Source organism: Streptomyces sp. NPDC055815 (genome assembly GCF_053616475.1).
Genome location: NZ_JBSHDU010000051.1, coordinates 1 through 23,622 on the forward strand (window position 1 = coordinate 1; position 23,622 = coordinate 23,622).

The 23,622-nt window shown below is 71.2% G+C and carries 26 protein-coding genes; 21 read left to right on the forward strand and 5 right to left on the reverse strand.

Going from position 1 to position 23,622, the window contains the following annotated elements; translation table 11 throughout:
• The coding region (locus tag ACWGN5_RS27835; protein WP_453520072.1) for a hypothetical protein at nt 1-755 on the reverse strand (755 nt) is incomplete at its 3' end.
• A 478-nt stretch (nt 756-1,233) separates the two neighbouring features.
• Between ACWGN5_RS27835 and ACWGN5_RS27840 the strand changes: the two genes are divergently transcribed.
• The 3 genes from ACWGN5_RS27840 to ACWGN5_RS27850 all read left to right on the forward strand — a co-directional run bounded on the left by ACWGN5_RS27840 (nt 1,234) and on the right by ACWGN5_RS27850 (nt 3,995).
• A complete protein-coding gene (locus tag ACWGN5_RS27840; RefSeq protein ID WP_453520075.1) occupies nt 1,234-2,385 on the forward strand; it encodes a peptidoglycan recognition protein family protein in 1,152 nt (383 codons plus the stop codon).
• Nucleotides 2,386-2,448: 63 nt separating this feature from the next.
• On the forward strand, nt 2,449-2,964 hold the full coding sequence (locus ACWGN5_RS27845; RefSeq protein ID WP_453520077.1) for a hypothetical protein: 516 nt from the start codon (nt 2,449-2,451) through the stop codon (nt 2,962-2,964).
• Nucleotides 2,965-3,008: 44 nt separating this feature from the next.
• Nucleotides 3,009-3,995, forward strand: a complete 987-nt coding sequence (locus ACWGN5_RS27850) for a hypothetical protein (protein WP_453520079.1) — start codon at nt 3,009-3,011, stop codon at nt 3,993-3,995.
• Nucleotides 3,996-4,181: 186 nt separating this feature from the next.
• On the opposite strand, the gene ACWGN5_RS27855 is transcribed toward ACWGN5_RS27850, so the two are convergent.
• Nucleotides 4,182-4,565, reverse strand: coding sequence for a hypothetical protein (locus ACWGN5_RS27855; protein ID WP_453520082.1), 384 nt, complete (start codon nt 4,563-4,565; stop codon nt 4,182-4,184).
• Between the two features lie 259 nt (nt 4,566-4,824).
• Between ACWGN5_RS27855 and ACWGN5_RS27860 the strand changes: the two genes are divergently transcribed.
• The 15 genes from ACWGN5_RS27860 (at nt 4,825) to hypE (ending at nt 19,707) form a co-directional block, all read left to right on the forward strand.
• Nucleotides 4,825-6,525, forward strand: coding sequence for an enoyl-CoA hydratase-related protein (locus tag ACWGN5_RS27860; protein ID WP_453520084.1), 1,701 nt, complete (start codon nt 4,825-4,827; stop codon nt 6,523-6,525).
• Nucleotides 6,526-6,581: 56 nt separating this feature from the next.
• Nucleotides 6,582-7,664, forward strand: a complete 1,083-nt coding sequence (locus tag ACWGN5_RS27865; protein WP_453520087.1) for an NADH-quinone oxidoreductase subunit B family protein — start codon at nt 6,582-6,584, stop codon at nt 7,662-7,664.
• 91 nt (nt 7,665-7,755) lie between these two features.
• Nucleotides 7,756-9,540 carry a nickel-dependent hydrogenase large subunit gene (locus ACWGN5_RS27870; protein WP_453520089.1) on the forward strand — a complete coding sequence of 595 codons (1,785 nt, stop codon included), beginning with the start codon at nt 7,756-7,758 and terminating at the stop codon, nt 9,538-9,540.
• Entirely contained in the window at nt 9,537-10,094 is a 558-nt protein-coding gene (locus ACWGN5_RS27875) for a hypothetical protein (protein ID WP_453520091.1), read from the forward strand. The genes ACWGN5_RS27870 and ACWGN5_RS27875 overlap by 4 nt, the downstream gene beginning before the upstream one ends.
• A complete protein-coding gene (locus tag ACWGN5_RS27880; RefSeq protein WP_391098766.1) occupies nt 10,091-10,750 on the forward strand; it encodes a DUF5947 family protein in 660 nt (219 codons plus the stop codon). The genes ACWGN5_RS27875 and ACWGN5_RS27880 overlap by 4 nt, the downstream gene beginning before the upstream one ends.
• On the forward strand, nt 10,747-11,385 hold the full coding sequence (locus ACWGN5_RS27885; protein WP_453520093.1) for a DUF6084 family protein: 639 nt from the start codon (nt 10,747-10,749) through the stop codon (nt 11,383-11,385). Before ACWGN5_RS27880 ends, ACWGN5_RS27885 begins: the two co-directional genes overlap by 4 nt.
• A complete protein-coding gene (locus ACWGN5_RS27890) occupies nt 11,382-12,779 on the forward strand; it encodes a hypothetical protein (RefSeq protein ID WP_453520096.1) in 1,398 nt (465 codons plus the stop codon). Before ACWGN5_RS27885 ends, ACWGN5_RS27890 begins: the two co-directional genes overlap by 4 nt.
• Nucleotides 12,776-13,306, forward strand: coding sequence for a hydrogenase maturation protease (locus tag ACWGN5_RS27895; RefSeq protein WP_453520099.1), 531 nt, complete (start codon nt 12,776-12,778; stop codon nt 13,304-13,306). Before ACWGN5_RS27890 ends, ACWGN5_RS27895 begins: the two co-directional genes overlap by 4 nt.
• Nucleotides 13,303-13,443 (forward strand): DUF6893 family small protein, encoded by a 141-nt coding sequence (locus ACWGN5_RS27900; RefSeq protein WP_351179957.1) that lies wholly within the window; start codon nt 13,303-13,305, stop codon nt 13,441-13,443. Before ACWGN5_RS27895 ends, ACWGN5_RS27900 begins: the two co-directional genes overlap by 4 nt.
• 136 nt (nt 13,444-13,579) lie before the next feature.
• A complete protein-coding gene (gene hypA / locus ACWGN5_RS27905; RefSeq protein WP_453520102.1) occupies nt 13,580-13,975 on the forward strand; it encodes a hydrogenase maturation nickel metallochaperone HypA in 396 nt (131 codons plus the stop codon).
• A 2-nt stretch (nt 13,976-13,977) separates the two neighbouring features.
• On the forward strand, nt 13,978-14,673 hold the full coding sequence (hypB, locus tag ACWGN5_RS27910) for a hydrogenase nickel incorporation protein HypB (RefSeq protein ID WP_453520103.1): 696 nt from the start codon (nt 13,978-13,980) through the stop codon (nt 14,671-14,673).
• The gene (gene hypF / locus ACWGN5_RS27915) at nt 14,670-17,108 is read left to right on the forward strand and encodes a carbamoyltransferase HypF (protein WP_453520106.1); all 2,439 of its coding nucleotides are present in this window, start codon (nt 14,670-14,672) and stop codon (nt 17,106-17,108) included. Before hypB ends, hypF begins: the two co-directional genes overlap by 4 nt.
• A gap of 10 nt (nt 17,109-17,118) precedes the next feature.
• Nucleotides 17,119-17,436 carry a HypC/HybG/HupF family hydrogenase formation chaperone gene (locus ACWGN5_RS27920; protein ID WP_453520109.1) on the forward strand — a complete coding sequence of 106 codons (318 nt, stop codon included), beginning with the start codon at nt 17,119-17,121 and terminating at the stop codon, nt 17,434-17,436.
• Entirely contained in the window at nt 17,433-18,617 is a 1,185-nt protein-coding gene (hypD, locus tag ACWGN5_RS27925) for a hydrogenase formation protein HypD (RefSeq protein ID WP_453520111.1), read from the forward strand. Before ACWGN5_RS27920 ends, hypD begins: the two co-directional genes overlap by 4 nt.
• 49 nt (nt 18,618-18,666) lie before the next feature.
• Complete coding sequence (hypE, locus tag ACWGN5_RS27930; RefSeq protein ID WP_453520180.1) at nt 18,667-19,707, forward strand: hydrogenase expression/formation protein HypE; 1,041 nt, start codon at nt 18,667-18,669, stop codon at nt 19,705-19,707.
• A 2-nt stretch (nt 19,708-19,709) separates the two neighbouring features.
• Here hypE and ACWGN5_RS27935 read toward each other — a convergent pair whose 3' ends face one another.
• The 3 genes from ACWGN5_RS27935 to ACWGN5_RS27945 all read right to left on the reverse strand — a co-directional run bounded on the left by ACWGN5_RS27935 (nt 19,710) and on the right by ACWGN5_RS27945 (nt 21,060).
• On the reverse strand, nt 19,710-19,940 hold the full coding sequence (locus tag ACWGN5_RS27935) for a hypothetical protein (protein ID WP_369148547.1): 231 nt from the start codon (nt 19,938-19,940) through the stop codon (nt 19,710-19,712).
• The gene (locus tag ACWGN5_RS27940) at nt 19,924-20,181 is read right to left on the reverse strand and encodes a DUF6400 family protein (protein WP_453520113.1); all 258 of its coding nucleotides are present in this window, start codon (nt 20,179-20,181) and stop codon (nt 19,924-19,926) included. Before ACWGN5_RS27940 ends, ACWGN5_RS27935 begins: the two co-directional genes overlap by 17 nt.
• Before the next feature lie 549 nt (nt 20,182-20,730).
• Nucleotides 20,731-21,060, reverse strand: a complete 330-nt coding sequence (locus ACWGN5_RS27945; RefSeq protein WP_453520115.1) for a hypothetical protein — start codon at nt 21,058-21,060, stop codon at nt 20,731-20,733.
• Between the two features lie 359 nt (nt 21,061-21,419).
• Between ACWGN5_RS27945 and ACWGN5_RS27950 the strand changes: the two genes are divergently transcribed.
• The 3 genes from ACWGN5_RS27950 (at nt 21,420) to ACWGN5_RS27960 (ending at nt 23,616) form a co-directional block, all read left to right on the forward strand.
• Nucleotides 21,420-22,232, forward strand: a complete 813-nt coding sequence (locus ACWGN5_RS27950; protein WP_453520116.1) for a YhjD/YihY/BrkB family envelope integrity protein — start codon at nt 21,420-21,422, stop codon at nt 22,230-22,232.
• Nucleotides 22,233-22,443: 211 nt separating this feature from the next.
• The gene (locus ACWGN5_RS27955; RefSeq protein ID WP_453520118.1) at nt 22,444-23,358 is read left to right on the forward strand and encodes a hypothetical protein; all 915 of its coding nucleotides are present in this window, start codon (nt 22,444-22,446) and stop codon (nt 23,356-23,358) included.
• Between the two features lie 66 nt (nt 23,359-23,424).
• Nucleotides 23,425-23,616, forward strand: a complete 192-nt coding sequence (locus tag ACWGN5_RS27960) for a CsbD family protein (protein ID WP_453520119.1) — start codon at nt 23,425-23,427, stop codon at nt 23,614-23,616.
• The last annotated feature ends 6 nt before the right edge of the window (nt 23,617-23,622 follow it).

Below are 23,622 nucleotides of genomic sequence, written 5' to 3' on the forward strand. Positions count from 1 at the left end.
GCATCGGTCATGAACGCGGCGGGGATGACGAGGACCGGGTCCGCGCCCTCACCGAAGAAGGAGACCGAGCCGTCCTTGTTCTGCTTCGGCGTCAGGCCACCGGCATCCAGGGTGAAGGTGAAGGACACCGGACCGGACGGCTTCGCGCCCAGGACGATGTTCTCCTTCACGCGCCCCGGACCGACCACGTACAACAGATCCGCACCGGACACCGCGTCCTTGTACGTGACCGTGTCGCCCTTGGCCACCGGCGCGAGCTTGCCCGCGCTCTTCAGCCCGAGCGTCACCGCGTGACCACCGGCCTGGAATCGCAGCAGCCGCTCGGCATCCGAGCCGAACCAACTGGAAGCCGCGTTCGTCGTGTTGGCGAAAGCGAAACCCTGGGCATCGGACGGAACGACCGTCGGGTCGATGTCCTTCCAGGACTTCCCCGCCCGGTACCCGGTCGGCACGGCCGACACCTCGGCCTGCACACGGCCGTCGGACAGCTGCCAGTACCGGGCGTTCGCCGTCCGCTTCCCGATCAGCTCAGCGACACGCTTCGCCTTCGGCGCCGCCTTGCCCTTCGGCAACTTCTCCCGGGACGGCAGCACCGGGGCACCACCGGTAGTCGGCTCCTCCGGCCCGCCCGACTCGCCCTCGTCGTCCGAGAACCAGTCGGCGAAGGCATCGAAGGCACCCTCGCCGCCGTCATGCGAAACCGGTGCCGCATAAGCGACTTGCGGCAGCATGGCTCCGGCGACCGCCGCAACCACGAGGCAGGCTATCGCCCGCCCGTATCTGACTTTCACGCCATTCCCTTCATCGGAGCCCATCGCGCGCTTGGCGAAATGGGCATGCCGACGCGCCGGCGCGGGTGCTCCGCGCCGGTCACGGTGGATCTCGCCTCGACCGGAGCGCCTCAAGGCATGCCAAACCAGGCCATCTTCCGTTCGCGGAATGGCCTGGCCAGAGGCGACTGATCGCGGCGGGGGGATTCTGCAACACGGAGTTGATGGTTCGTCAACTGATCACGCATATGGGGCATTTCCCTGGCCGAGTGAGGGTGATCGGGGGTGCCATGTCCGACTTCTCCACTGCCTGGCATTCGTTGAATCCGATGATGTATAACCCCGGTGAATTTCCATCGACAGAGCACGTCCAACGCGCCATTGCCACCGGGGCCTTCGGTAGGACCACGTGCGGCAGTGAACTCCCCACCCCCGAATCATCCGCAGCCCCTGAAGGAGCCCAGTGACCCCGCACCATTTCCGTTTCCGGCGTACGGCCCGGGTCGTGGCGGCCACTGCCGTCACCCTTGCGACCCTCGGTCTCACCTCCCCGGTGGCGCCGGCGGCGCAGATTCCGGCCGGAGTGCGCAGCATCGCGCTGCAGGGTTCCGACCCCGCCCAGCGCGCGCTGTCCGCTCGGAGCACCGCGCCGTTCAGCATGCTCGGCGTCACCTGGACCGACCCGCGCGCTGAGCTCGGCGGAACGGCGCAGGTCCGTACCCGCGACAGCGTCACCGGTGTCTGGTCCGGCTGGCGTGAGCTCGAACTCGACGTGCGTACGCCCGAGGTGGGGACCGCCACCGAAACCGGCAGGGTGCGTGCCGGAACCCAGCCGCTGTGGACCGGGCCGTCCGACGGTGTCCAGGTCCGGGTGACCGGGCAGCACGGAAAGCTGTCGAAGCTGCCCGCCGGGCTGCGGGTGGAGCTGGTGGACCCGGAGACGGTCGCGGCCTCGGCCACGTCGTACGCCGCCACAACCGCTACGACGACGGCCACGGCCACGGCGAGCACGGCTCCGCAGCCTGCTGTCATCCCGCGTTCCGGCTGGAATGCCGACGAGTCGCTGGTGAAGGACCCGCCGACGTACACCACCGACACCAAGGTGGTGTTCGCCCACCACACCGCCGGCACCAACGACTACACCTGCGACCAGTCCCCGGACATCATCCGCGCGATCTTCCTATACCACGTGCAGAGCCAGGGCTGGAACGACATCGGCTACCAGTTCCTCGTCGACAAGTGCGGCACCGTCTTCGAGGGTCGCGCGGGCGGCATCGACAAGCCGGTCCTCGGCGCGCAGACCTATGGCTTCAACACGGACACCACCGGCGTCGCCGTCCTCGGCAACTACAACGAAGCGATCTCCTCGCAGCCCGTGCTCGACGCGGTGGCCGGGGTCGCCGCCTGGAAGCTCGGTCTGTACGGCTACGACGCCGCCGGCACCGTCGTCCTCACCGCGGCCGCCGACAACGGCAAGTACACCAAGGGCCAGAGGGTCACCCTGAACCGGATCTCGGGCCACCGCGACGGCTACCCGACCGAGTGCCCCGGCAACAACCTGTATGCCGATCTGTCCGTCATCCGCACACTCGCCTCGGCGGCGCAGACGGGCTGACCTCGCCCGGAAGCGACCGCACGGAAAAGGGCTTGCCCGCCATTGGGGAAGGAAATGCACCACATGAAGAACACTTCGGTTCGAGCCAAGATATCCGCCGCATTCACCGCTCTCGCTGCCGGCATCGGGCTGCTGGTCACCGCCACACCGGCGCACGCCGCCGAATACTCGGTCACCAGCAACTGCGATGTTCCGTGGATCACGTGTTCCGAAGGCGACCTCTGGCTGCTGTACAACTCCAAGGAGTACGCCATCAAGGATGGCCGCTACATCACCAGCTGGGCCGCCTTCTACGGGAACGTCTCCGATTACTGGGGAACGAGCCAGTACCAGGGGTCGACCCTGACGACGTACCGCTACGTGTTCAACGGGAACGGCAACGGCGCCTGGCAGTACGTGAAGAACAATGCGGCCTCGGTGCAGAACTGCTCCTACGCCGACAACTACCGCGTGTACTACAACTCGGGCTACGGCGGCACCTCGCAGTACTTCGCCCACAACGAGCCCTGGGGCGACTGCAATCTCACCAACCTGATCTCGGCGCTCAAGAACGAGAACGCGTCGCAGCACTTCGCCTGAGCCACCGCCCCTTGCCATCGCTCTCGCAGATCGGAACATCACTCATGACCTGGAACAAGCGCGCGGGCCTCGCTGCCGCGACCATGGCGGCGGCGACCGCCCTGCTCACCGGATGCGGCGCGGGGACCGCGACCGACGTCGGCACCACGCCGGTGGCGGAGAACAAGCCGATGGTGGACAAGGCGAACTGGCCCAAGGCGACCCCGGAGCGGGGTCTGGCCAAGGGCTTGAACCTGCCGCTGGAGACGTACATGCAGACCTACCAGGACACCGTGGCCCTGGACCAGGCGTCGCGGAATCTCCAGGAGAAGTGCATGGCCGAATACGGCTTCTCCATCGAGCTGCCGCTGGCCGGTACGACTCCGCCGCCGAACGACAACGACGCCAACATGGAGCGCAGATACGGGCTCACCGACAGGCAGGCTGCTGCCCAGTACGGGTACGGGCTGCCCGAGGCGCTGACCCGCCAGGTGCGGCAGAAGATGCCGGAGCTGACCGACGAACAGGTTCAGGTGCTGACCGGGCACTCCAAGCCCACCATGGCGAACACGCCCGGTGCGGCCTGGGCCGCCGACTCCGCCCCCGCGTCCTACAAGGGCAAGAAGATCCACAAGGGTGGTTGTTTCGGGTGGGCGAAGGGCAAGCTGACGCAGCCCACGCCCGAAGACCTGACGTTCGTCTCCGAGCTGAACGGAAACAGCTTCACCGAGTCCATGCAGGCCCCGGCCGTGAAGCAGGCCCTGGCCGGCTGGTCGCAGTGCATGAAGGCCGCGGGCTACACGGCCCCCACCCCGTTCGAGGCGGCGGAGATCGCGCCGCGCGTGGAAGGCGGGCCCGCGTCGCAGGAGGAGATCGCCGTCGCACTGGCGGAGATCGACTGCAAGGCGAAGACGGGTCTGGTCGCGGTGTGGTTCGCCGAGGAGTCGAAGATCCAGAAGGCGCAGATCGCCGAGCACCAGGACAAGCTGAACGGCACCCGTACCCGTAACAGCAACGCCGTGGCCGCGGCCCACGCGGAACTGGCCGGCTGACGCCGGGCGCGGGGCGCGGGGTACAGACACCCGTTCAAGGGCATGTAAGCCCCTGCGGGCGGCAAGCGAGCCTTTGGCCTCGATCCTTCGTGACGGTCCGCCGGTTTCTCCGGCGGGCCGTTTCGGCCGTTCGGGGCGCGTTCGGGGCGCTGCCTCCAGAAGAAGCCGAGCTTTCTCGGTGGCGCGTCAGCCCGGGCGGGGGCCGGAGGAGTCGTCGTCCGGGTTCACGCCGGTGAACGCCGAGTCGTCCTTCGTGCCGCTGGGGCGCTGGGTCCGGCCCCTTCGGCCGGTGTCGCGCATGCCCTTCTCCGACGAGCGGCCTCGCTTCTCGCCTCGGGCCGTGTCGCTGTGAACGGTGTCGCCGGGGACGTTCCGTTCTTCCTCCTTGGCGGTCTTCCGCCCCTTGCCGGGCGGGGGCGCGTGCTTCTCGGGATGGAAGGAACGCGAAGCGCTCGGATTCTCCTGCTGTCGTGTCTCGTCCACATCAGGGGACCAGCCGTGCTGTCCGGCCATACCGTCGCGGCTCGGCTCGCCGCGCGAGGGCCTGGAGGACTTCGGATTCTCGGCCATGAGTCGACCTGCCTGTCCGTGCGAGGGGCATGCATGCGCGTACCCGTACGACTCTGATTTTCCCACGAGACACAGGGCGCGTCTCCTGGCGGCGCGCTGCGGCGATCACGCCGCCACTCGGCCGGACGCCCACCTCGTACGGGTGAGGTGCGGGCTCCGTCGCCCTGCCGACCTCCTCGGGCTGCCCGATGATCGCAGGCGGTCGGTGGTCCGCGGTTCCCAGGACCGCACCGCCCCCCGCGACCCGGAAAGGCCGTCCATGCGCATCCTGCTCGTCGCCAGCAGCTTCAACAGCCTCACCCAGCGTGTCCTGGTCGAGCTGCGCGACCGCGGGCACACCGTTCCCGTGGAGGTCACCCCCGACGGTGCCGCCGTGCGCGAGGCCGTGGCGCGCCACGCGCCGGATCTGGTCGTGGCGCCCCTGTTGAAGGCCGTCGTGCCCCGCGACGTGTGGACGGCGCACCGTTGCCTGATCGTGCACCCGGGGCCCGTGGGCGACCGCGGCCCGTCCTCGCTGGACCACGCGATCCACGACGGGGTCGAGGAGTGGGGCGTCACCGTCCTCCAGGCCGACGAGGAGATGGACGCCGGCGACGTCTGGGCTTCCGCGACCTTCCGCGTGCCGGAGGTCGGCAAGAGCGATCTGTACCGCAACGAGCTGTCCGACGCCGCCGTGGCCGCCGTGCTCCGCGCCGTCGAGAGGGTCGCCGCCGGGGCGACACCGCGTCCGCAGACCGGCGAGATCCGCGCCCGACCCGCTCTCCGCCAAGAGGAGCGCCGGATCTCGTGGGACGAGGACACCACCGGGACCGTTCTGCGCACCCTGCGCGCCGCCGACTCGCAGCCCGGCGTACCGGACCGGCTGCTCGGCGCCGAGTGGTTCCTGCACGGCGGCCACGCGGAGGACGGTCTGCGCGGGCGGCCCGGTGCTCTGCTTGCCACCAGGGCGGGCGCGGTCTGCCGCGCCACCGTGGACGGCGCGGTGTGGATCCCCGAACTCCGTGCCCGCACCGGCCCCGGCAGGCCGCGTGCCTGCAAGCTCCCCGCCACCCTGGCCCTCGCGGGCCGGCTCCCGGAGCTCCCCGAGCTGCCGGCACCCGTCGACCCGGCGCCGGGCCGGCGGACCTGGACCGACATCTCGTACCGCGAACAGGGGCCGGTCGGCGTCCTGTCCTTCGCGTTCCCCGGCGGGGCGATGAGCACCGACCAGTGCCGCCGCCTGCTTGACGCGTACGAGACCGCCCGTGGGCGTCCCACCTCCGTCCTGCTGCTCGGCGGGCAGCGCGACTTCTTCTCCAACGGCATCCATCTGAACGTCATCGAGGCCGCCGCCGACCCCGCCGCCGAGTCCTGGGCCAACATCAATGCCATGAACGACCTGGTCGAGGCGGTTCTCACCACGACCGACCGGCTCGTCGTGAGCGCGATCGGCGGCAACGCCGCCGCCGGCGGGGTGATGCTCGCCCTCGCCGCCGACGAGGTCTGGTGCCGTTCGGGTTCGGTGCTCAATCCGCACTACCGGCGCATGGGTCTGTACGGATCGGAGTACTGGACCCGCACCCTGCCCGGGAAGGTGGGCGAGGCCGTGGCCGCGCGCCTCACCGAAGAGGCCCGGCCGGTGTCCGCGGCCGCATCGCTCGACATGGGTCTGGTCGACCGGGTCGTGGACTGCGGACCCGGGGAGTTCGCCGCCGAGGTCACCCGATTGGCCCTCCGTCTGGCATCCCGTGGCGGTCTCCAGCCGCGGATCGCGGCGAAGAAGGCGGAGCACGAGCGCCGGGAGTCCGTCTCTCCCCTTGCGGCCCATCGTGAGCGGGAGCTCTCCCGGATGCGGACGATCTTCGACGATCCCGCCGCGAGCTACCACGCGCGGCGCCGGGCCTTCGTCCGGAAGGAGGCCCCCCGAGCGCCGCTCCCGAACGGCCCAGGTGCGGGCGCGGGCGCATCGGCCGACTGTTAAGCAAGACCTAGGCCCGACATGAGGCCTTCGCCCCATCCCTCCTCAGGAGGCGACCCATGAGCGCAGTGAAACCGGCCCCGGTCGAGGACCAGGGTGCCGCACCCGGCAGCGAAGAGAAGCCGATCCACATCCTCTGGATCAACGCGGGTCTGAGCTGTGACGGAGACTCGGTGGCCCTGACCGCCGCCATGCAGCCCAGCATCGAGGAGATCGCCCTCGCGGGGCTGCCAGGGCTGCCCAGGATCGCGGTCCACTGGCCACTGATCGACTTCGAGTGCGGTCCGGTGGGCGGCGCCGACACGTTCATCGAGTGGTTCTTCAAGGGGGAGCGGGGCGAGATCGACCCGTTCGTGCTGGTCGTGGAGGGATCGATCCCGAACGAGGCCATCAAGCAGGAGGGCTACTGGTGCGGCTTCGGCGACGACCCGGAGACCGGTCAGCCCATCACCACCAGCGAGTGGGTCGACCGGCTGGCACCCAAGGCCCTCGCGGTGGTCGCGATCGGCACCTGCGCCACGTACGGCGGCATCCACGCCATGGCGGGGAACCCGACCGGCGCCATGGGCCTCCCGGACTATCTCGGCTGGGACTGGAAGTCGCACGCCGGCATCCCCATCGTGTGCGTGCCCGGCTGTCCCATCCAGCCGGACAACTTCGCGGAGACGCTGACCTACCTGCTCTATCAGGCGGTCGGCTCCGCGCCGATGATCCCGCTGGACGACAAGCTCCGTCCGAACTGGCTGTTCGGGGCGACCGTGCACGAGGGCTGCGACCGGGCCGGCTACTACGAGCAGGGCCAGTTCGCCTCGACGTACGACTCGCCCAAGTGCCTCGTCAAGCTCGGTTGCTGGGGCCCCGTCGTCAAGTGCAACGTCCCCAAGCGCGGCTGGATGAACGGTGTCGGCGGCTGCCCGAACGTCGGCGGCATCTGCATCGCGTGCACGATGCCCGGATTCCCGGACAAGTTCATGCCGTTCATGGACGAACCTCCCGGTGCCAGGGTCTCCGTCTCCGCCAGCGGTGTGTACGGCTCGGTGATCCGCCGGCTCCGGGGCATGACGTCCAAGACCGTGGACAAGGAGCCGAAGTGGCGGCACACCGGCGAGCGCATCACCACCGGCTACCGGCCGCCCTGGTGACCGTTACCGCCATCGCGCCACCCCGCAAGACCCCCCCATCCAACCCACTGTTCGCGTAGACGAAGAGTTGACGAAGGGCACCGCAGCGACCATGGCATCTCCGGCGAAGACGACGGGTGACGGCTCCGGCCTTGTGGAGATGGCCTGGGACCCCATCACCCGGATCGTGGGCAGCCTCGGAATCCACACGAAGATCGATTTCAAGCAGAAGCGCGTCGCGGAGTGCTACAGCACGTCCTCCGTCTTCCGCGGCTACAGCGTCTTCATGCGGGGCAAGGACCCCCGCGACGCGCACTTCATCACCAGCCGCATCTGCGGCATCTGCGGTGACAACCACGCGACCTGCTCCGTGTACGCGCAGAACATGGCGTACGGCGTGAAGCCCCCGCACCTGGGCGAGTGGATCATCAACCTCGGCGAGTCCGCGGAGTACATGTTCGACCACAACATCTTCCAGGAGAACCTGGTCGGGGTCGACTACTGCGAGAAGATGGTCCGCGAGACCAACCCCGGCGTCCTGGAACTGGCCGAACGCACCGAGGCGCCGCACGCCGCCGAGCACGGCTACCGCACGATCGCGGACATCATGCGCTCCCTCAACCCCCTCGAAGGCGAGTTCTACCGCGAGGCGCTCCAGGTCAGCCGCTACACCCGGGAGATGTTCTGTCTCATGGAGGGGCGGCACGTCCATCCCTCCACCCTCTACCCCGGCGGCGTCGGCACGGTCGCGTCCGTGCAGCTCTTCACCGACTACATGAGCCGCCTCATGCGCTACGTGGAGTTCATGAAGCGGGTCGTCCCGCTCCACGACGACCTCTTCGACTTCTTCTACGAGGCGCTGCCCGGCTACGAGGAGGTCGGCCGCCGCCGTGTGCTGCTCGGCTGCTGGGGCGCGCTCAACGACCCCGAGTACTGCGACTTCACCTACGCCAACATGACCGACTGGGGCCGGCGGATGTTCGTCACCCCCGGTGTCGTCGTCGACGGCAAGCTGGTGACCAACGACCTCACCGAGATCAACCTCGGCATCCGCATCCTGCTCGGCAGCTCGTACTACGAGGACTGGCAGGGCCAGGAGCAGTTCGTCACCCACGATCCCCTGGGCAACCCGGTCGACCCGCGCCACCCGTGGAACCAGCACACCATCCCGGCCCCGCAGAAGCGGAACTTCGACGACAAGTACAGCTGGGTCATGTCCCCGCGCTGGTTCGACGGCAAGGACCACCTGGCACTGGACACCGGCGGCGGCCCCATCGCGCGCCTGTGGTCCACCGCGCTCTCCGGCCTCGTCGACATCGGCTACGTCAAGGCCACCGGGCACAGCGTCGTGATCAACCTCCCCCGGACGATGACCAAGCCGGAGACCACCTTCGAGTGGAAGATCCCGAAGTGGAGCAACGCCCTGGAGCGCAACCGCGCCCGGACCTACTTCCAGGCGTACGCGGCCGCCGTCGCCCTGCACTGCGCCGAGAAGGGCCTGGAGGAGGTCCGCGCCGGACGCACGCAGACGTGGGAGAAGTTCGACGTGCCGGACGAGTCCATCGGTGTCGGCTTCACCGAGGCCGTACGGGGCGTCCTCTCGCACCACATGGTCATCAGGGACGGCAAGATCGCCAACTACCACCCCTATCCGCCGACGCCGTGGAACGCCTCCACGCGGGACACGTTCGGGACCCCCGGTCCGTACGAGGACGCGGTGCAGAACACCCCGATTTTCGAGGAGAACACGCCCGAGAACTTCAAGGGCATCGACATCATGCGCGCCGTGCGCAGCTTCGACCCCTGCCTGCCGTGCGGCGTCCACATGTACACGGGCGACGGCAGGACCGTGAAGCAGATGCACGTGCCCACCGGCCTGAGCGGTCTGGCCGGATGAGCGCGACCACCGCCGAACAGGCGGGCCGACGGGTCGAGGAGGTCCTGGACCGGCTGGCCGAGAACGGCGACGCCGAGGCCTGCGCGGCCGCGGAGGAAGTCGTACGCGTCCTCATGGAGTTCTACGGCAGCGGCATCGCCCGCGTCGTCGAGCTCCTGGGCCGCCCCGCCGCCCGTCCACCCGCCGACCCGCTGGGCCCGCTGCTCGCGGACGAACTCGTCGCGAGCCTCCTCAACCTGCACGGACTGCACCCCGAGGACGCGGCGACCCGTATCGACCGCGCCCTGGCCGCCCTGCCGCAGCCCGTGGAGAACGCCGGATTCGACCCGGCGACGGGCGTGCTGCGGCTGCGGGTCGCCGCCTCGACCGGCTGCGGCTGCTCCGGCACCCAGGAGTCCGTCCGGCAGGCGGCCGTGGACGCCCTCGCCTGCTTCGCCCCCGAGGTGACCGGTGTGGAGCTGGAGAGCCGCGCCCCGCGCGAACCGGCGCTGCTGCAGATCGGCACCCGTCCGTCGCTCGCGGGCGCGGACCACCGCTCATCGGCCGCCCTGTGAACGGGCCGCCGAACAGCGCCGTGCGGCCCCCGGCGCCCACCGGCCTGCGCCGGTTCACCACTCCCCGCCCACCCCGCGAGGAGCGCTGCGAACTCTGCGGCGCCCCGCTGGCGGCCGAGGAGCGCCACCCGCATCTCGTCGACACGGACAAGCGGGCCCTGGTCTGCGCCTGCGGCCCGTGCGCGCAGCTCATGGACCGCTCCGCCGCCTCCCCGGGGCGGTTCCGGGCGGTCCCCGGCCGCTTCCTGAGCGACCCGGGACACCGGATCGACGACCGGGCCTGGGAGTCGCTGCGGATCCCGGTCTCGGTCGCGTTCTTCTTCCGCAACTCCGCCCTCGACCGGCCGGTGGTGCTCTACCCGAGCCCCGCCGGCGCCACCGAGAGCGAGCTGGAGGAGGACGCCTGGCGGTCCGTCCTCGACGCCACCCGGCTCGCCGCCCACCTCGAACCCGACGTCGAGGCCCTGCTGCTGCGCCGGCACGAGGGCCGCACCGAGTGCTTCCTCGTGCCGATCGACCTCTGCTACGAACTGGTGGGCCGCATGCGACTGCACTGGCAGGGCTTCGACGGAGGCGCGGAGGCGCGGGCGGACCTCGACGCCCTCTTCGCCCACGTCCGCGGCCTGGCCCGCGAGCCGCAGGGGAGCCGGCCGTGACCGAGTTCTCCTTCGGCTGCACCGACGTCCGCGCCGACGCCTACGCGGCCGGACCCACGCTCGTGTTCCGGCTGCGGATCACCGCCACCGGCGGCACCCGGGTCCACGCCATGGCCCTGCGCTGCCAGATCCGTGTCGAACCCGCCCGGCGCGGCTACGACGACCACGAGGCCGCGGCCCTGGCCGACCTCTTCGGCGAACGCTCCCGGTGGGGCAGCAGCCTCAACCCGATCCAGTTCGCCCAGGCCTCCGTCATGGTGCCCGGCTTCACCGGCGAGATCGAGACCGACCTCGTCGTGCCGTGCACCTACGACACCGACATCGCCGCGTCCCGCTACTTCCGGGCGCTCTCCGACGGCGACGTCCCGCTGCTCCTGCTCTTCTCCGGCACCGCCTTCACCGGCGCCGGCGGCTTCCACGTCGAGCCCGTCCCCTGGGACAAGGAGGTCTCCCACCGCATGCCCGTGAAGGTGTGGCGCGAGATGATCGACCAGCACTTCCCCGGCTGCGGATGGATCAGGCTCCCGGGCGACGCGATGGACGCCCTGCTCGCCTACCGCTCGCGCCGGGCCCTCCCGTCGTGGGAGGCCACCGTCGAGTCCCTGCTCGAAGCGGCGGGGGAGAGGACACGATGACCACCGTCGCCTTCACCCCCGGCACCGAGGCGCGGTTCGCCGTCGCCCGGCACGTCGCCGACGCCGTCCTCTTCGAGGGGTACGTCCTCTACCCGTACCGTGCGTCCGCCGCGAAGAACCGGCTCCGCTGGCAGTTCGGGGTCCTGGTGCCGCCCTCCTGGAGCGCCGCCGCCGAGGAGCACGACTTCCAGCTCACCGAATGCCTCATGGAGCCCAAGGCCGACGCCGAACTCGCCGTGGAGGTCCGCTTCCTGCGGGCCCAGCGGCGCACCGTCGAGGAACTCCGTGAGGACGGGACCTTCGCACCGACCGGCGAACTCCGGCTGGCCGACCGGGTCCTGGTGGCCTGGGACGAAGGCGTCGAGGAGCGCGTCACCCTCGTCGTCCCCGTCGCCGAACTGCGGGGCGACGGCACCGCCCTGCCCTTCACCCGCCCCGCCGCCGAGGAGACGGAGGAGGTCACCGACGCCGACGGACGCGTCCTCGGCCGGCTCGTACGCCGCCGCGAGGAGATCCGCGGCGCCCTGCGGATCTCGGCGGCCGAACTCGACGGCCCGTACCGCGTCGAGCGCCTCTCGGTCACGGTGGAGAACACCAGCGACTGGACCGCCGAGCGGGACACCGACCGCCACGCGGCACTGCCTTACTCCCTCGTCGCCGCCCACACGCTGCTCCGCATCGACGGCGGCTCGTTCCTGTCGATGACCGACCCGCCGGAGTGGGCCAGGGGCGCCGTCGCCGCCTGCCGCAACCTGCACACCTGGCCCGTCCTCGCAGGCGAACCCGGACGCGACGACCTGATGCTCTCCTCGCCGATCATCCTGGAGGACCACCCGGCCATCGCGCCCGAGAGCCCCGGCGCCCTCTACGACGCGACCGAGATCGACGAGATCCTCGCCCTGCGCACGGCGGCCCTCACCGACGAGGAGAAGCGCGAGGCCAGGGGGACCGACGCCCGCGCGGCGGCGGTGATCGAGCTGGCGGACACCATGCCGCCCGAGGTCCTCGAACGCCTGCACGGAGCCGTACGGAGTCTCCAGAGCGTCACCGGCCCCGCGAAGCCGGCCGGAGACCTCCTCGAACCGGAGACGCCCTGGTGGGACCCGGGCGGCGACACCACTGTCGATCCGGGCAGCGACCACGTCCTCGTCGACGGGCGCGCGGTCCGCGCGGGCAGCAGGGTCCTCCTGCGCCCCCGGCTGCGCCGCACGGACGCCCAGGACCTGTTCCTCGACGGGCGCAGCGCCCTGGTCGAGGCCGTCCTCCACGACGTCGACGGCGGAGTCCACCTCGCGGTGACCGTGGAGGACGACCCGGGCGCCGACATCCGCCGCGAACAGGGCCGGTTCCTCTACTTCCAGCCGGACGAGGTCGAAGCCCTGGAGGACGTGTGAACGGCCCCGCGCCCGAGGCCCGGACGCCCGGCACGGGCCGCACCCTCGTGGCCGGGGTGGGCAACATCTTCCTCGGCGACGACGGCTTCGGCGTGGAGACCCTGCGGCGGCTCACCCGCGAGGAACTCCCCGCCTCCGTCGAACTGACCGACGTCGGGGTCCGGGGCGTCCATCTCGCCTACGAACTCCTCGACGGCTGGGACACCCTCGTCCTCGTCGACGTCACCGCCCGCGGCGGTGAACCCGGGACGCTCTATCTGATCGACGCCTCGGCGCCCGACGACCGCGGCCGCGGCACGGAGCCCGCGCCGCTCGACGGCCACCGGATGACGCCCGACGCCGTCCTCGCCCTGCTCGACACCCTGTGCGCGGGAACCGGGGCCGCGCCGCCACGGCGGATCCTCGTCGTCGGCTGCGAACCGGCCTGCCTCGACGAGGGCATCGGGCTCAGCCCGCAGGTCGCCGCGGCCGTGCCCGAGGCGGTGCGCATGGTGACCGAACTGGTCCGCCAGGAAGCCGTCGTATGAAGACCGAAACGGAGAGCACCATGCACAGGAACGTCCTCGGCGCCGCAGTCGCCGCCACCGCCGCCCTGGCCGTCGTGGCCGTCGTCGTCGGAGTCCTCCCCGACCTCCGGCGCTATCTGCGCATCAGCAGGATGTGACGCGCCGGCGGGTCCGGCGGTGGCGGCTGCACCGAACGGACGACACCGCCGTGCGGTCCCGGCGCGCCGGGCGGAACTCCGCCGCCGCCCGGCCTCTAATGGCGCCCGAGACCCACCCGCGCCAGGACGGAGACCGATGCACGAGATGTCCCTCGCGGTCGCCGTCGTCGACCAGGTCGAGGCCGCGGCGAAGTCCCGCGGGGCCGTCGGTGTCAGCAGCATCGAGCTGGACGTGGGCGAGCTGGCCGGCGTCGTCGCCGACGCCCTCGCCTTCTGCTTCGAACTCGCCTGCGCCGGAACCGTCGTCGAGGGCGCCGAGCTGATCACCCGTACCGTCCCGGGCACCGCGCGCTGCGCACCGTGCGCCGAGGACTGGACGGTCGGCATGCCGCCCCGGCTGCTCTGCCCCGGCTGCGGCGGCGCAGCCGACGAACTGGTCTCCGGCCGTGAACTCCAGATCCGGGAGGTCCGCTGGGCCGGCCCCGAGGCGGCACGCGAAGAACGTCGTCAACCGATCACCGAGGAGACCTGAGCATGTGCCGAGCCGTCGATCTCCAGCGCGCCGTCCTCGCCAAGAACGAGGCCGCGGCACAGATCCTGCGTACCGAACTGACCTCCCGCGGCACCACGGTGGTCAACCTGCTCTCCAGCCCCGGAAGCGGCAAGACCGCCCTCCTTGAGCGTGAACTGCGCCTCGCCGGCGAACGGGGCGTCGCCGCCGCCGCGCTCACCGCCGACCTGGCCACGGAGAACGACGCCCGTCGTCTGGCCCGCTCGGGCGCCCCCGTCAAGCAGGTGCTCACCGACGGCCTCTGCCACCTGGAGGCCGACATGGTCGCCCGGCACCTGCACGACTGGCTGCCCGAGTCCACCCGGCTGCTGTTCGTCGAGAACGTCGGCAACCTCGTCTGTCCCGCCGGCTACGACCTGGGGGAGTCCCTCCGCGTGGTGCTCGCCTCGGTCACCGAAGGGGAGGACAAGCCGCTCAAGTACCCCACCGCGTTCGGCCTCGCCCAGCTGGTGATCATCACCAAGACCGACATGGCCGAGGCGGCGGAGTTCGACGAGACGGCCTTCCGCGCCCACGTGCAGCAGGTCAACCCCGGGGTCGAGGTCGTCCTCAGCTCGGTGCGTGACGGGCGGGGCGCCGGAGCACTGCTCGACCGGGCCCTCGCGGCGACCGAGGGGAACCACGTCCACACCCCGGTGATGGCCCGGGCCGGCGCGTGAGCACGGCGCGACCCGGACCCGCACCCGCCACGGTCCCGCGGCGCAGCCGTGTCGTCGTCCGCGGTGTCGTGCAGGGCGTGGGCTTCCGGCCCTTCGTCTACGCCCTCGCCACCGGGCTGCGTCTTTCCGGTCACGTCACCAACACGGCGGACGGCGTCGTCGCGGAGGTCGAGGGAGCACCCGAGGACGTCGCCTCCTTCTGCGCCCGTCTCGCGCCCGACGCCCCGCCCATGGCCCGGGTGGAGTCGGTCGAGACGGCCGAGGTGACCGCGAGCGGCGGCAGCGGATTCACGATCGTGCCCTCCCGCCGGGGCGGCGCCGTCCGCACCCTCGTCCCGCCGGACACGGCCACCTGCGACGACTGCCTCGCGGAGCTCGCCGACCCGGCCGACCGGCGGTATCTGCACCCCTTCATCACCTGCACCAACTGCGGCCCGCGGTTCACGATCGTCACGGGACTGCCGTACGACCGGGTCCACACCACCATGGCCGGCTTCCCGATGTGTCCGGACTGCGCCCGGGAGTACGCGGACCCGGCCGACCGGCGCTTCCACGCGCAGCCCGTCGCCTGCCCCCGCTGCGGCCCCCGGCTGCGGCTGGTCACGGCGCCGGACCGTCCGGCCCCCTCCGGCCCCGGGCCGGATGCTCGCCTCGCCCCCGACCCCGGCGACGCCCCGGTCGCCGCCGCGCGCAGGATGCTCGCCTCCGGCGCGATCCTCGCCGTCAAAGGCCTCGGCGGCTACCACCTGGCCTGCGACGCGACGAACCCCGACGCCGTGGCCGAACTGCGCCGCCGCAAGGCGCGCGGTGACAAACCGTTCGCGATGATGGCCGCGGACCTCGCCGACATCGAACCCCTCGTCCACCTCGGCACGCTGGAACGCGAACTCCTCACCGGCCGCGTCCGGCCCGTCGTCCTGCTGCGCCGCCGCGACGACGCCCGGCCGCGCCACGGGGCCGCGCCGGCGCGGGCGGTGGCCCCGGGCAGCCCGGACCTCGGCTTCATGCTCCCGTACACCCCGGTCCACCACCTCCTCCTCGGCCTCGGCTCGGCGGACCGGGAAGGGCCCCGCCTGCTGGTGATGACCAGCGGCAATCTCGCGGGCGAACCCATCGTCACGGACGACGCGGAGGCGCTGACCAGGCTCGCCGGACTGGCGGACGCCTGGCTGCTGCACGACCGACCGATCCATGTGCCCTGCGACGACTCCGTCGTCCGCGTCTGCGACGGCCAACAGCTGACGCTGCGCCGCTCCCGGGGCTACGCACCGCTGCCGGTCATGCTGCCCGTCGACGTCGCTCCCGCCCTCGCCGTCGGAGGCGACCTGAAGAACACCTTCTGTCTCGGCGCCGGACGTCAGGCATGGCTCTCCGCCCACATCGGGGACATGGACGACCTCGCCACCCAGCTCGCCCTCGCCTCCGCCGAGCGTCGGCTCGAGTCCGTGACGGGCGTACGGCCCGGACTGCTCGCCGCCGACCGCCACCCCGCCTACCGGTCCACCCGCTGGGCCCGCGAACACGCGGCGGGACGGCCCGTCGTCCCCGTACAACACCACCACGCGCACGTCGCGGCGGCGATGGCCGAGAACGGTCTCGACGGCACGCGTCCCGTGATCGGCGTGGCCTTCGACGGCACCGGCCACGGACTCGACGGCGCCGTGTGGGGCGGTGAGTTCCTTCTCGCGGACTACGCCGGGTTCCGACGGTTCGCGCACCTGGCCTACGTACCCCTGCCGGGTGGTGACGCGGCCGTACGCCGGCCGTACCGCATGGCTCTGTCCCACCTGCGGGCCGCGGGCCTCGCCGCCGACCGGGCACTGCCCTGCACGCGAGCCTGTGAGCCCGGAGAACTACCCCTGCTGGAAAGGCAGTTGGAGCGCGAGCTGAACTGTGTGCCCACCTCCAGCATGGGGCGCCTCTTCGACGCCGTCTCCTCGATCGTGGGGATCTGCCAGCACGCGGGATACGAGGCGCAGGCCGCGATCGAGCTGGAGGCCGCGGCCCTGCGCGCACCCGCCGTGGCCGAGGACGCACGCTACGCCTTCCGGCTCGGCTCGACGCGGACCGGTGCCCCGCTCACCGCCGACCCCGCCCTCCTTCTGGCGGCGGTGGTCGCCGATGTGCTGGACGGGACCCCCGCAGCCGTCGTCGCGGCGCGGTTCCATCGGGCCGTGGCCCGATGGGTGCGTGTGGTCTGCGCCGCCGCCCGCGACGAGACCGGCGTGGAGACCGTCGCCCTGACGGGGGGAGTGTTCGCCAACACGGTGCTCTCCTCGGCCTGCGCCGAAGGACTGCGGGAGGACGGCTTCACCGTCCTGCGCCACCGTCAGATCCCGCCGAACGACGGCGGGCTGGCTCTGGGCCAGCTCGTCGTGGCCGCCCGGATCACGGACGGGGCGGCCCCCGGCACACCACGACGAGAGCGAAACTGAGGAGACACCCATGTGCCTGGCGGTACCCGGAAAAGTGCTGGACGTCGAGGTCCGGGACGGCACCCGGATGGCCACGGTCGACTTCGGCGGCGTGGTCAAGGAGGTGTGCCTGGAGTACCTGCCGGACCTGAAGCCCGGTGAGTACGCCATCGTGCACGTGGGCTTCGCCCTCCAGAAGCTCGACGAGGAGTCGGCCCGGCGGACGCTGGAGTTGTTCGAGACCCTGGGCCTGCTCCAGGAGGAGTTCGGAGACCCGTGGGAGGCCGCCGAGGCCGCGGGCGGCGCGTGGCAGGCGCAGGACGGCGTCGGCGGGGAGGTACGGCCGTGAAGTACATCGACGAGTTCCAGAACCCGGACCTGGCGGGCCGGCTGCTCGACGAGATCCGCGCGACGGTGACGCGCCCCTGGGCCCTGATGGAAGTCTGTGGCGGCCAGACCCACAGCATCATCCGGCACGGCATCGACCAGCTCCTGCCGCCCGAGATCGAGCTGATCCACGGCCCGGGCTGTCCGGTCTGCGTCACTCCGCTGGAGATGATCGACAAGGCCCTGGAGATCGCTTCCCGGCCAGGGGTGATCTTCTGTTCCTTCGGCGACATGCTCCGCGTCCCCGGCACGGGCCGCGACCTGTTCCAGGTCCGCGGGCAGGGCGGCGACGTCAGGGTGGTCTACTCGCCTCTGGACGCGCTGCGGATCGCCGAGCAGAACCCCGACCGGGAGGTGGTCTTCTTCGGCATCGGCTTCGAGACCACGGCGCCGCCCAACGCGATGACGGTCCATCAGGCGCGCAAGCTGAACATCCGCAACTTCAGCCTGCTCGTGTCCCACGTCCGCGTCCCCCCGGCGATCGACGCGATCATGCGGTCACCTGAGTGCCGCGTCCAGGGTTTCCTCGCCGCCGGCCACGTCTGCAGCGTGATGGGCACGGCCGAGTACCCGGAGCTCGCGCGACGCCACCAGGTGCCGATCGTGGTCACCGGATTCGAGCCGCTGGACATCCTGGAAGGCGTACGCAGGACCGTGCTGCAGCTGGAGCAGGGCGAGCACACGGTCGAGAACGCCTATCAGCGCGCCGTGACGGCCGAGGGCAATCCGGCGGCACAGGCGATGCTGAGCGACGTCTTCGAGGTCACCGACCGGGCCTGGCGAGGCATCGGCGTCATCCCGGACAGCGGCTGGCGCCTGTCCGAACGCTACCGGGACCACGACGCCGAACACCGCTTCGCCGTCGAGGGGATCGACACCCGCGAGCCCGCCGAATGCCGCAGCGGCGAAGTCCTCCAGGGCCTGCTGAAACCGAACGAGTGCGAGGCGTTCGGCACCACCTGCACGCCCCGCTCCCCGCTCGGCGCCACGATGGTGTCCAGCGAGGGCGCCTGCGCGGCCTATTACCTCTACCGGCGGCTCGACGCGGGGACCCCGGGACAGCGGCCTGCCGCGTCGGCCCGCACGGCCTCCGGCACCCCGTCCCCGGTCACCGCTTCCCTGGAGGGCAGCCCCCTTGCCTGACACCGTCAGCACCACCCCGGCGGCCGACGCCGCGCAGCCGGCACCCGACATGCTCGCCTGGACCTGCCCGGCCCCACTGCGCGACCGACCGCGCATCGTCATGGGCCACGGCGGCGGAGGAGTACTGTCCGCCGAGCTGATCGAGCACGTCTTCGCCCCCGCCTACGGCGGACCGGCCCTCGCCCACACCGCCGACGCGGCCGAGATCCGGATCGGCGGCGCCCGCCTGGCGTTCTCCACGGACTCCTTCGTGGTGCGCCCCCTGTTCTTCCCCGGCGGCAGCATCGGCGACCTCGCCGTCAACGGCACCGTGAACGACCTCGCCATGAGCGGTGCCCGGGCGAGCCACCTCTCCTGCGGGTTCATCCTGGAGGAAGGCGTCGAGACCGACGTGGTCGCCCGCGTCGCGCAAGCCCTCGGTGAGGCGGCGCGCGCGGCCGGCGTCCAGGTCGTCACCGGTGACACCAAGGTCGTGGAGGCCGGTCACGGCGACGGCATCTACATCAACACCTCGGGGGTCGGGCTCATCCCCGACGGAGTCGACCTCCGCCCGCAACGCGTGGTGCCCGGAGACGTCGTGATCGTGAGCGGCCCGATCGGCATGCACGGCGTGGCGATCATGAGCGTGCGGGAGGGCCTCGAATTCGGTGTCGAGATCACCAGCGACTGCGCACCGCTCGGCGGCCTCGTCGAGGCGATGCTCGCCGTCACGCCGGACCTGCACGTGCTGCGCGACCCCACGCGCGGGGGCCTGGCCGCCTCGCTGAACGAGATCGCGGCGGCGTCGGGCACGGGCGTCGTCATCCAGGAGCGCGCCGTCCCCGTCCCCGAAGCGGTCGGCAACGCCTGTGCGGTGCTCGGCCTCGACCCCATGTACGTGGCGAACGAGGGCAAGCTCGTGGCCTTCGTCCCGCGTGAGCACGCCGACGGCGTACTGGCCGCGATGCGCGCCCACCCCCTGGGCACCGATGCGGCGGTGATCGGCGAGGCGGTCGAGACGCACCCGGGCATGGTGGTGGCTCGTACCGGATTGGGCGGCACGCGCGTCGTGGACATGCCACTCGGAGAGCAGTTGCCGCGGATCTGCTGAGCTCAGGCCCGGCGGCCGCGTCGCTCACGGGAGGTGTCGAGGGTCCACGTGTGGGTGCAGTTCGGGCACTGCAGGTGGACCCGGGGCCCCTTGTTCGCGATCAGGTAGCGCCAGTGGCTCCGGCAGTTCCGGCGGTCCAGGCAGGTCGCGCAGTCACGGGCGTCGTCGCAGCCGGGACACGCGACCCAGGCCCGCCGAGCCGGGTCGGCGTGGGGATCAAGCGGAAGACGCACTGCCCGGCACCTCCCCGGGCAGCACACCCGCCGCGACCAGCATCGCGTGCATCCTCTGCTGCTCCTCGTCCAGGCCCGAGTACAGCAGGGCGTGCGCCGCCTCCTCCTCACGCAGGACGGCAACGGGGTCCCAGTCGGGCCCCAGGGCCGCCACGACCTCGGCACGCCGACGTGCCTCCTCGACGGTGAGGTCGATGCTGAAGCCGACCAGGTCGGAACGAGGATCGGGGTCGTGGTTCATGGGGGTGCTTTCGGGATGAATCGAACAAGTACGCCACCACGTCTACCAGAACGCGCGGCACGCACGGAAGGGCCCGACCTGCCTTCGACGGTCCCTGTGGTGCACTTCATGCCGAGCGGGCGTGGCGGCGAGCCTTCACTCCAGGTGGGTTCTGGCGCACTTTCCGTGACGCGCATACGGTGAGTGACGGCTGACGTCCGCAGCGGCCTCGGGGAAGTCGCCCTTGGGATGGCCGAGCCGAAGACACAGCTGCGAGGCCCGTCGGTCGGTGGACCTCAGATGCCGTGTCGGAGCCGGCCCGGAGACTGGAGAACCCCCGACTGCTGGACGACCCGCCCCCGTACCGTCAGAACGCCGTACCGCGCGGGCCGCGCCAGCTGCGGATCGCCTGCGACGGGATCCGACCCTGGTACGGCAGCGGGCGCACGGCCCGCACGGCGCGGATCGCACATACCGAACAGCGAGGCGGTGAGCCAGGTCCGGTGCGGCGCCGGCCACTTGATGCCACGTCAGGAAGGCCGACACGCCGTGTCGGGCGCCCCGACAGGGTCAGGAGTACCAGGAGGCCTCCGTCGGACGCGCCCGCCGGGGCACCTCCCGGGTGGGCATGGGCGTGCGCTCGCCACCCACGAGCAGGGTGCTGGCCGGATCGCCGCCGAGAGCGCCCGGGAGCTCCACCTCGACCTCGATGCCGCGAGGCGGGTCGGTGGGCAGGATCGTGGTCATCACGGTCGTCTGGGCGTGACGGCCATGGACGTGGGCGGCGGCGACCTGCTTCCCGTCCACGAGGAGCTCCAGCTCCCGCGTCCCGCCCATCCGCAGGCCCACGGTGACCGAGCAGCCGGCGTGCTCGCAATGGAAGTGATACTCGCGGCCCATGGTCGCCTCCCTGAAGCGCCTGGCAACAAAGCCCCTTCCCTTCATCGTGGCACCGAGTGGCGGCTGCGCCAGCGGTGGCGCCGGCGGGACCGTCCGGCCTCTGCGCAGGTGGCAGGTGCGAGAGACGATCGAGGTAGGGCATGTCCCGTCGGCCGGGTGGTCGCCGGGTGCTGGGTCTTGAATCCGCGCGCTCGAGCGGATCGCCGACCTCCAGGTGAAGGCGTCGCCGGGAGAGGAACATGAATGCGTCGAGCAAGGCTTCGAATGGCGGGCGAGTCGACCGTCCGGCTCGGTCGGCGGTGACGGTCGGCCCCCGGGCGCCGGACGAGAGGGCCACGGCACGGCGAGGAGGCGGCCGTGTGCGGCGGGCGGCCGACTGGGGCAGGGGGAAGTACACCGGGTCGTGGGCCGATTCCTTGTGGCGGCGACTGGGTGCGGTCGACTTCATCAGCCAGGCCATGGTGCTGGCCGCCACGCTGTTGCTGTGCGCGGTGCCGTTCTTCTTGATCGTGACTGCTCTGGCCGGGCGATCGGCTGCGTCGGCACTGTCGCAGCGCATGGGTCTCAGCGAGCAGGCCGCAGCCGATGTCGGTGAGCTTTTCGCCTCTTCGTCCGCCATTTCCGCCGCGGTGACCGGGCTGTCCTGGGTGTTCTTCGTCCTGGCCGGGCTCGCCGGGGCGAAGGCGGTCCAGCAGCTGTACCAGCGGGTTTTCGACGTGAGGGCCCGGGGCGTGGCGGACTCGGTGCGCGCTCTCGTCTGGTTGGCGCTGGTCGTGGGCGCGCTGTTCGCGGTGTCCGCGGTGGGTCCGGGGCTGCGCGCGAGTGGTCCGGTGCTCTTCTGGATCACGCATTTCGTGGCGAGCATCGGTTTCTTCTGGTTGTCGATGCGGTTCCTGCTGGCCGGGGAGATCGCCTGGCGCGGGCTGTTGCCCTGCGCGGTCGCCACGGGTGTCTGCTGGGTGGGCATGATGGCCGTGTTCTCGGTGATCTTCTCCGGCTTGATCGTCAGTTACGACCAGAGATACGGGTTGATCGGCACCGTGTTCGCGTTCATGTCCTTCTTCATCGCGATCGGGGTGGTGCTGGTCCTGGGAGCGGCACTCGGCCTGGTGTGGACGGAGCACGGTCTGTCGTTCCGAGGCGCTCTGAGCAGGCTGCGCAGGAAGTCATGACCGGCGGCGCCACGGCGGCACACGGCGCCCGATCAAGGTGGCCCCGGCTCTCGCCCGTCAGGATCGCGTGGACGGTGCTGCGGGGAGGGGCGTCGGTCGCCGTACGGGTGACCGTACTGGTGGCCGTCTCCTCCTCGCGGCCCGCCGTCACCCTCCCCGTCACCGGGGCCGGCCGCGCTCAGGATCCGCCCCAGCACCCGAGTGAGGCGCCATGAACCACGCAGACCGGACACCGCACGGACGGGGCGGTGCCGGCCGCCCGCAGCGGCGCGGGGCGCCCGCGACGTTCGTCGATCACGTCCGATCGGACGGCGTGATCGTCCGCCTCGGATCGCGCCGTCATCGCAAGCACCACGTGCCGGGCGCCGGATCGACCTGGTGGGCGCCCACGGCCCGTGGCTGGTGGATCGCGGTGCTGTTCGCCCTGGGGTCCCTGCTGTTCGCAGTCGGGTCGATACCTGCCTATGGCGACGCCGTCGGGGCTCGATGGGACACCGTCACCTACTTCGTCGGCTCCCTGTTCTTCACCTCGGCGGCCTTCCTCTGCTACCGCGAGACGGTCGACGCCGTGCCCCCGGCACGCAATCCCCACCACCGGCGATTCTTCACCTGCCAGCCCGGCCGGATCGACTGGTGGGCCACCGCGGTCCAGCTCGCCGGCACCCTCTACTTCAACGTCAGCACCGGGCTCGCCATGGGCGACAACCTGTCCGCCGAGGCCGCGCACCAGCACGTGTGGCGGCCCGACGCGATCGGCTCCGTGTGTTTCCTGGTGGCCGGCGCGCTTGCCTGGTACGAGGTCTGCCACGGCTGGCTCGCCTGGCGCCCCCGGTCCTGGGCCTGGTGGATCACCCTGACCAACCTGATCGGGTCCATCGCCTTCGGGGTCTCCGCGGTCGCCGGTTACATCGACCCGGTCACCGGTGAGGTGAACAACCTCGACCGGGCCGACACGCAAACCCTGATCGGCGCGGTGTGCTTCCTCGTCGGCGCCGTCCTGCTGCTTCCCGAGCGCACCGAGGAAACCCCGGTCCCGGCCCCCGAGGCCGACCGGCCGCGTGGTCCCGGACATGGTTCACACCCCGGATCGCTCCGATCGGCGAAGCTCCGGTGCCCACCGCCGTAGGACAGGAAGCACTCTGCCTCGCCGGAACCTACCGTGGACCTTGGGGACCGATCCCACGGAGTGACGATGGACAAGAACAGTGCCATGGGCATGGCCAAAGCCCGATTCAAGGCGATCGCCGGAAAGCTCACCGGCGACGAGCGTCTCGAGGCCGAGGGGAGAACGGACCAGGCGAAAGTCAAGATCCGTCAGAAGATGCAGGACATCCGCCACCGTGCTGAAGGCATCAAGGACTCGTTCAAGCACGACCGTTCATGACGTACG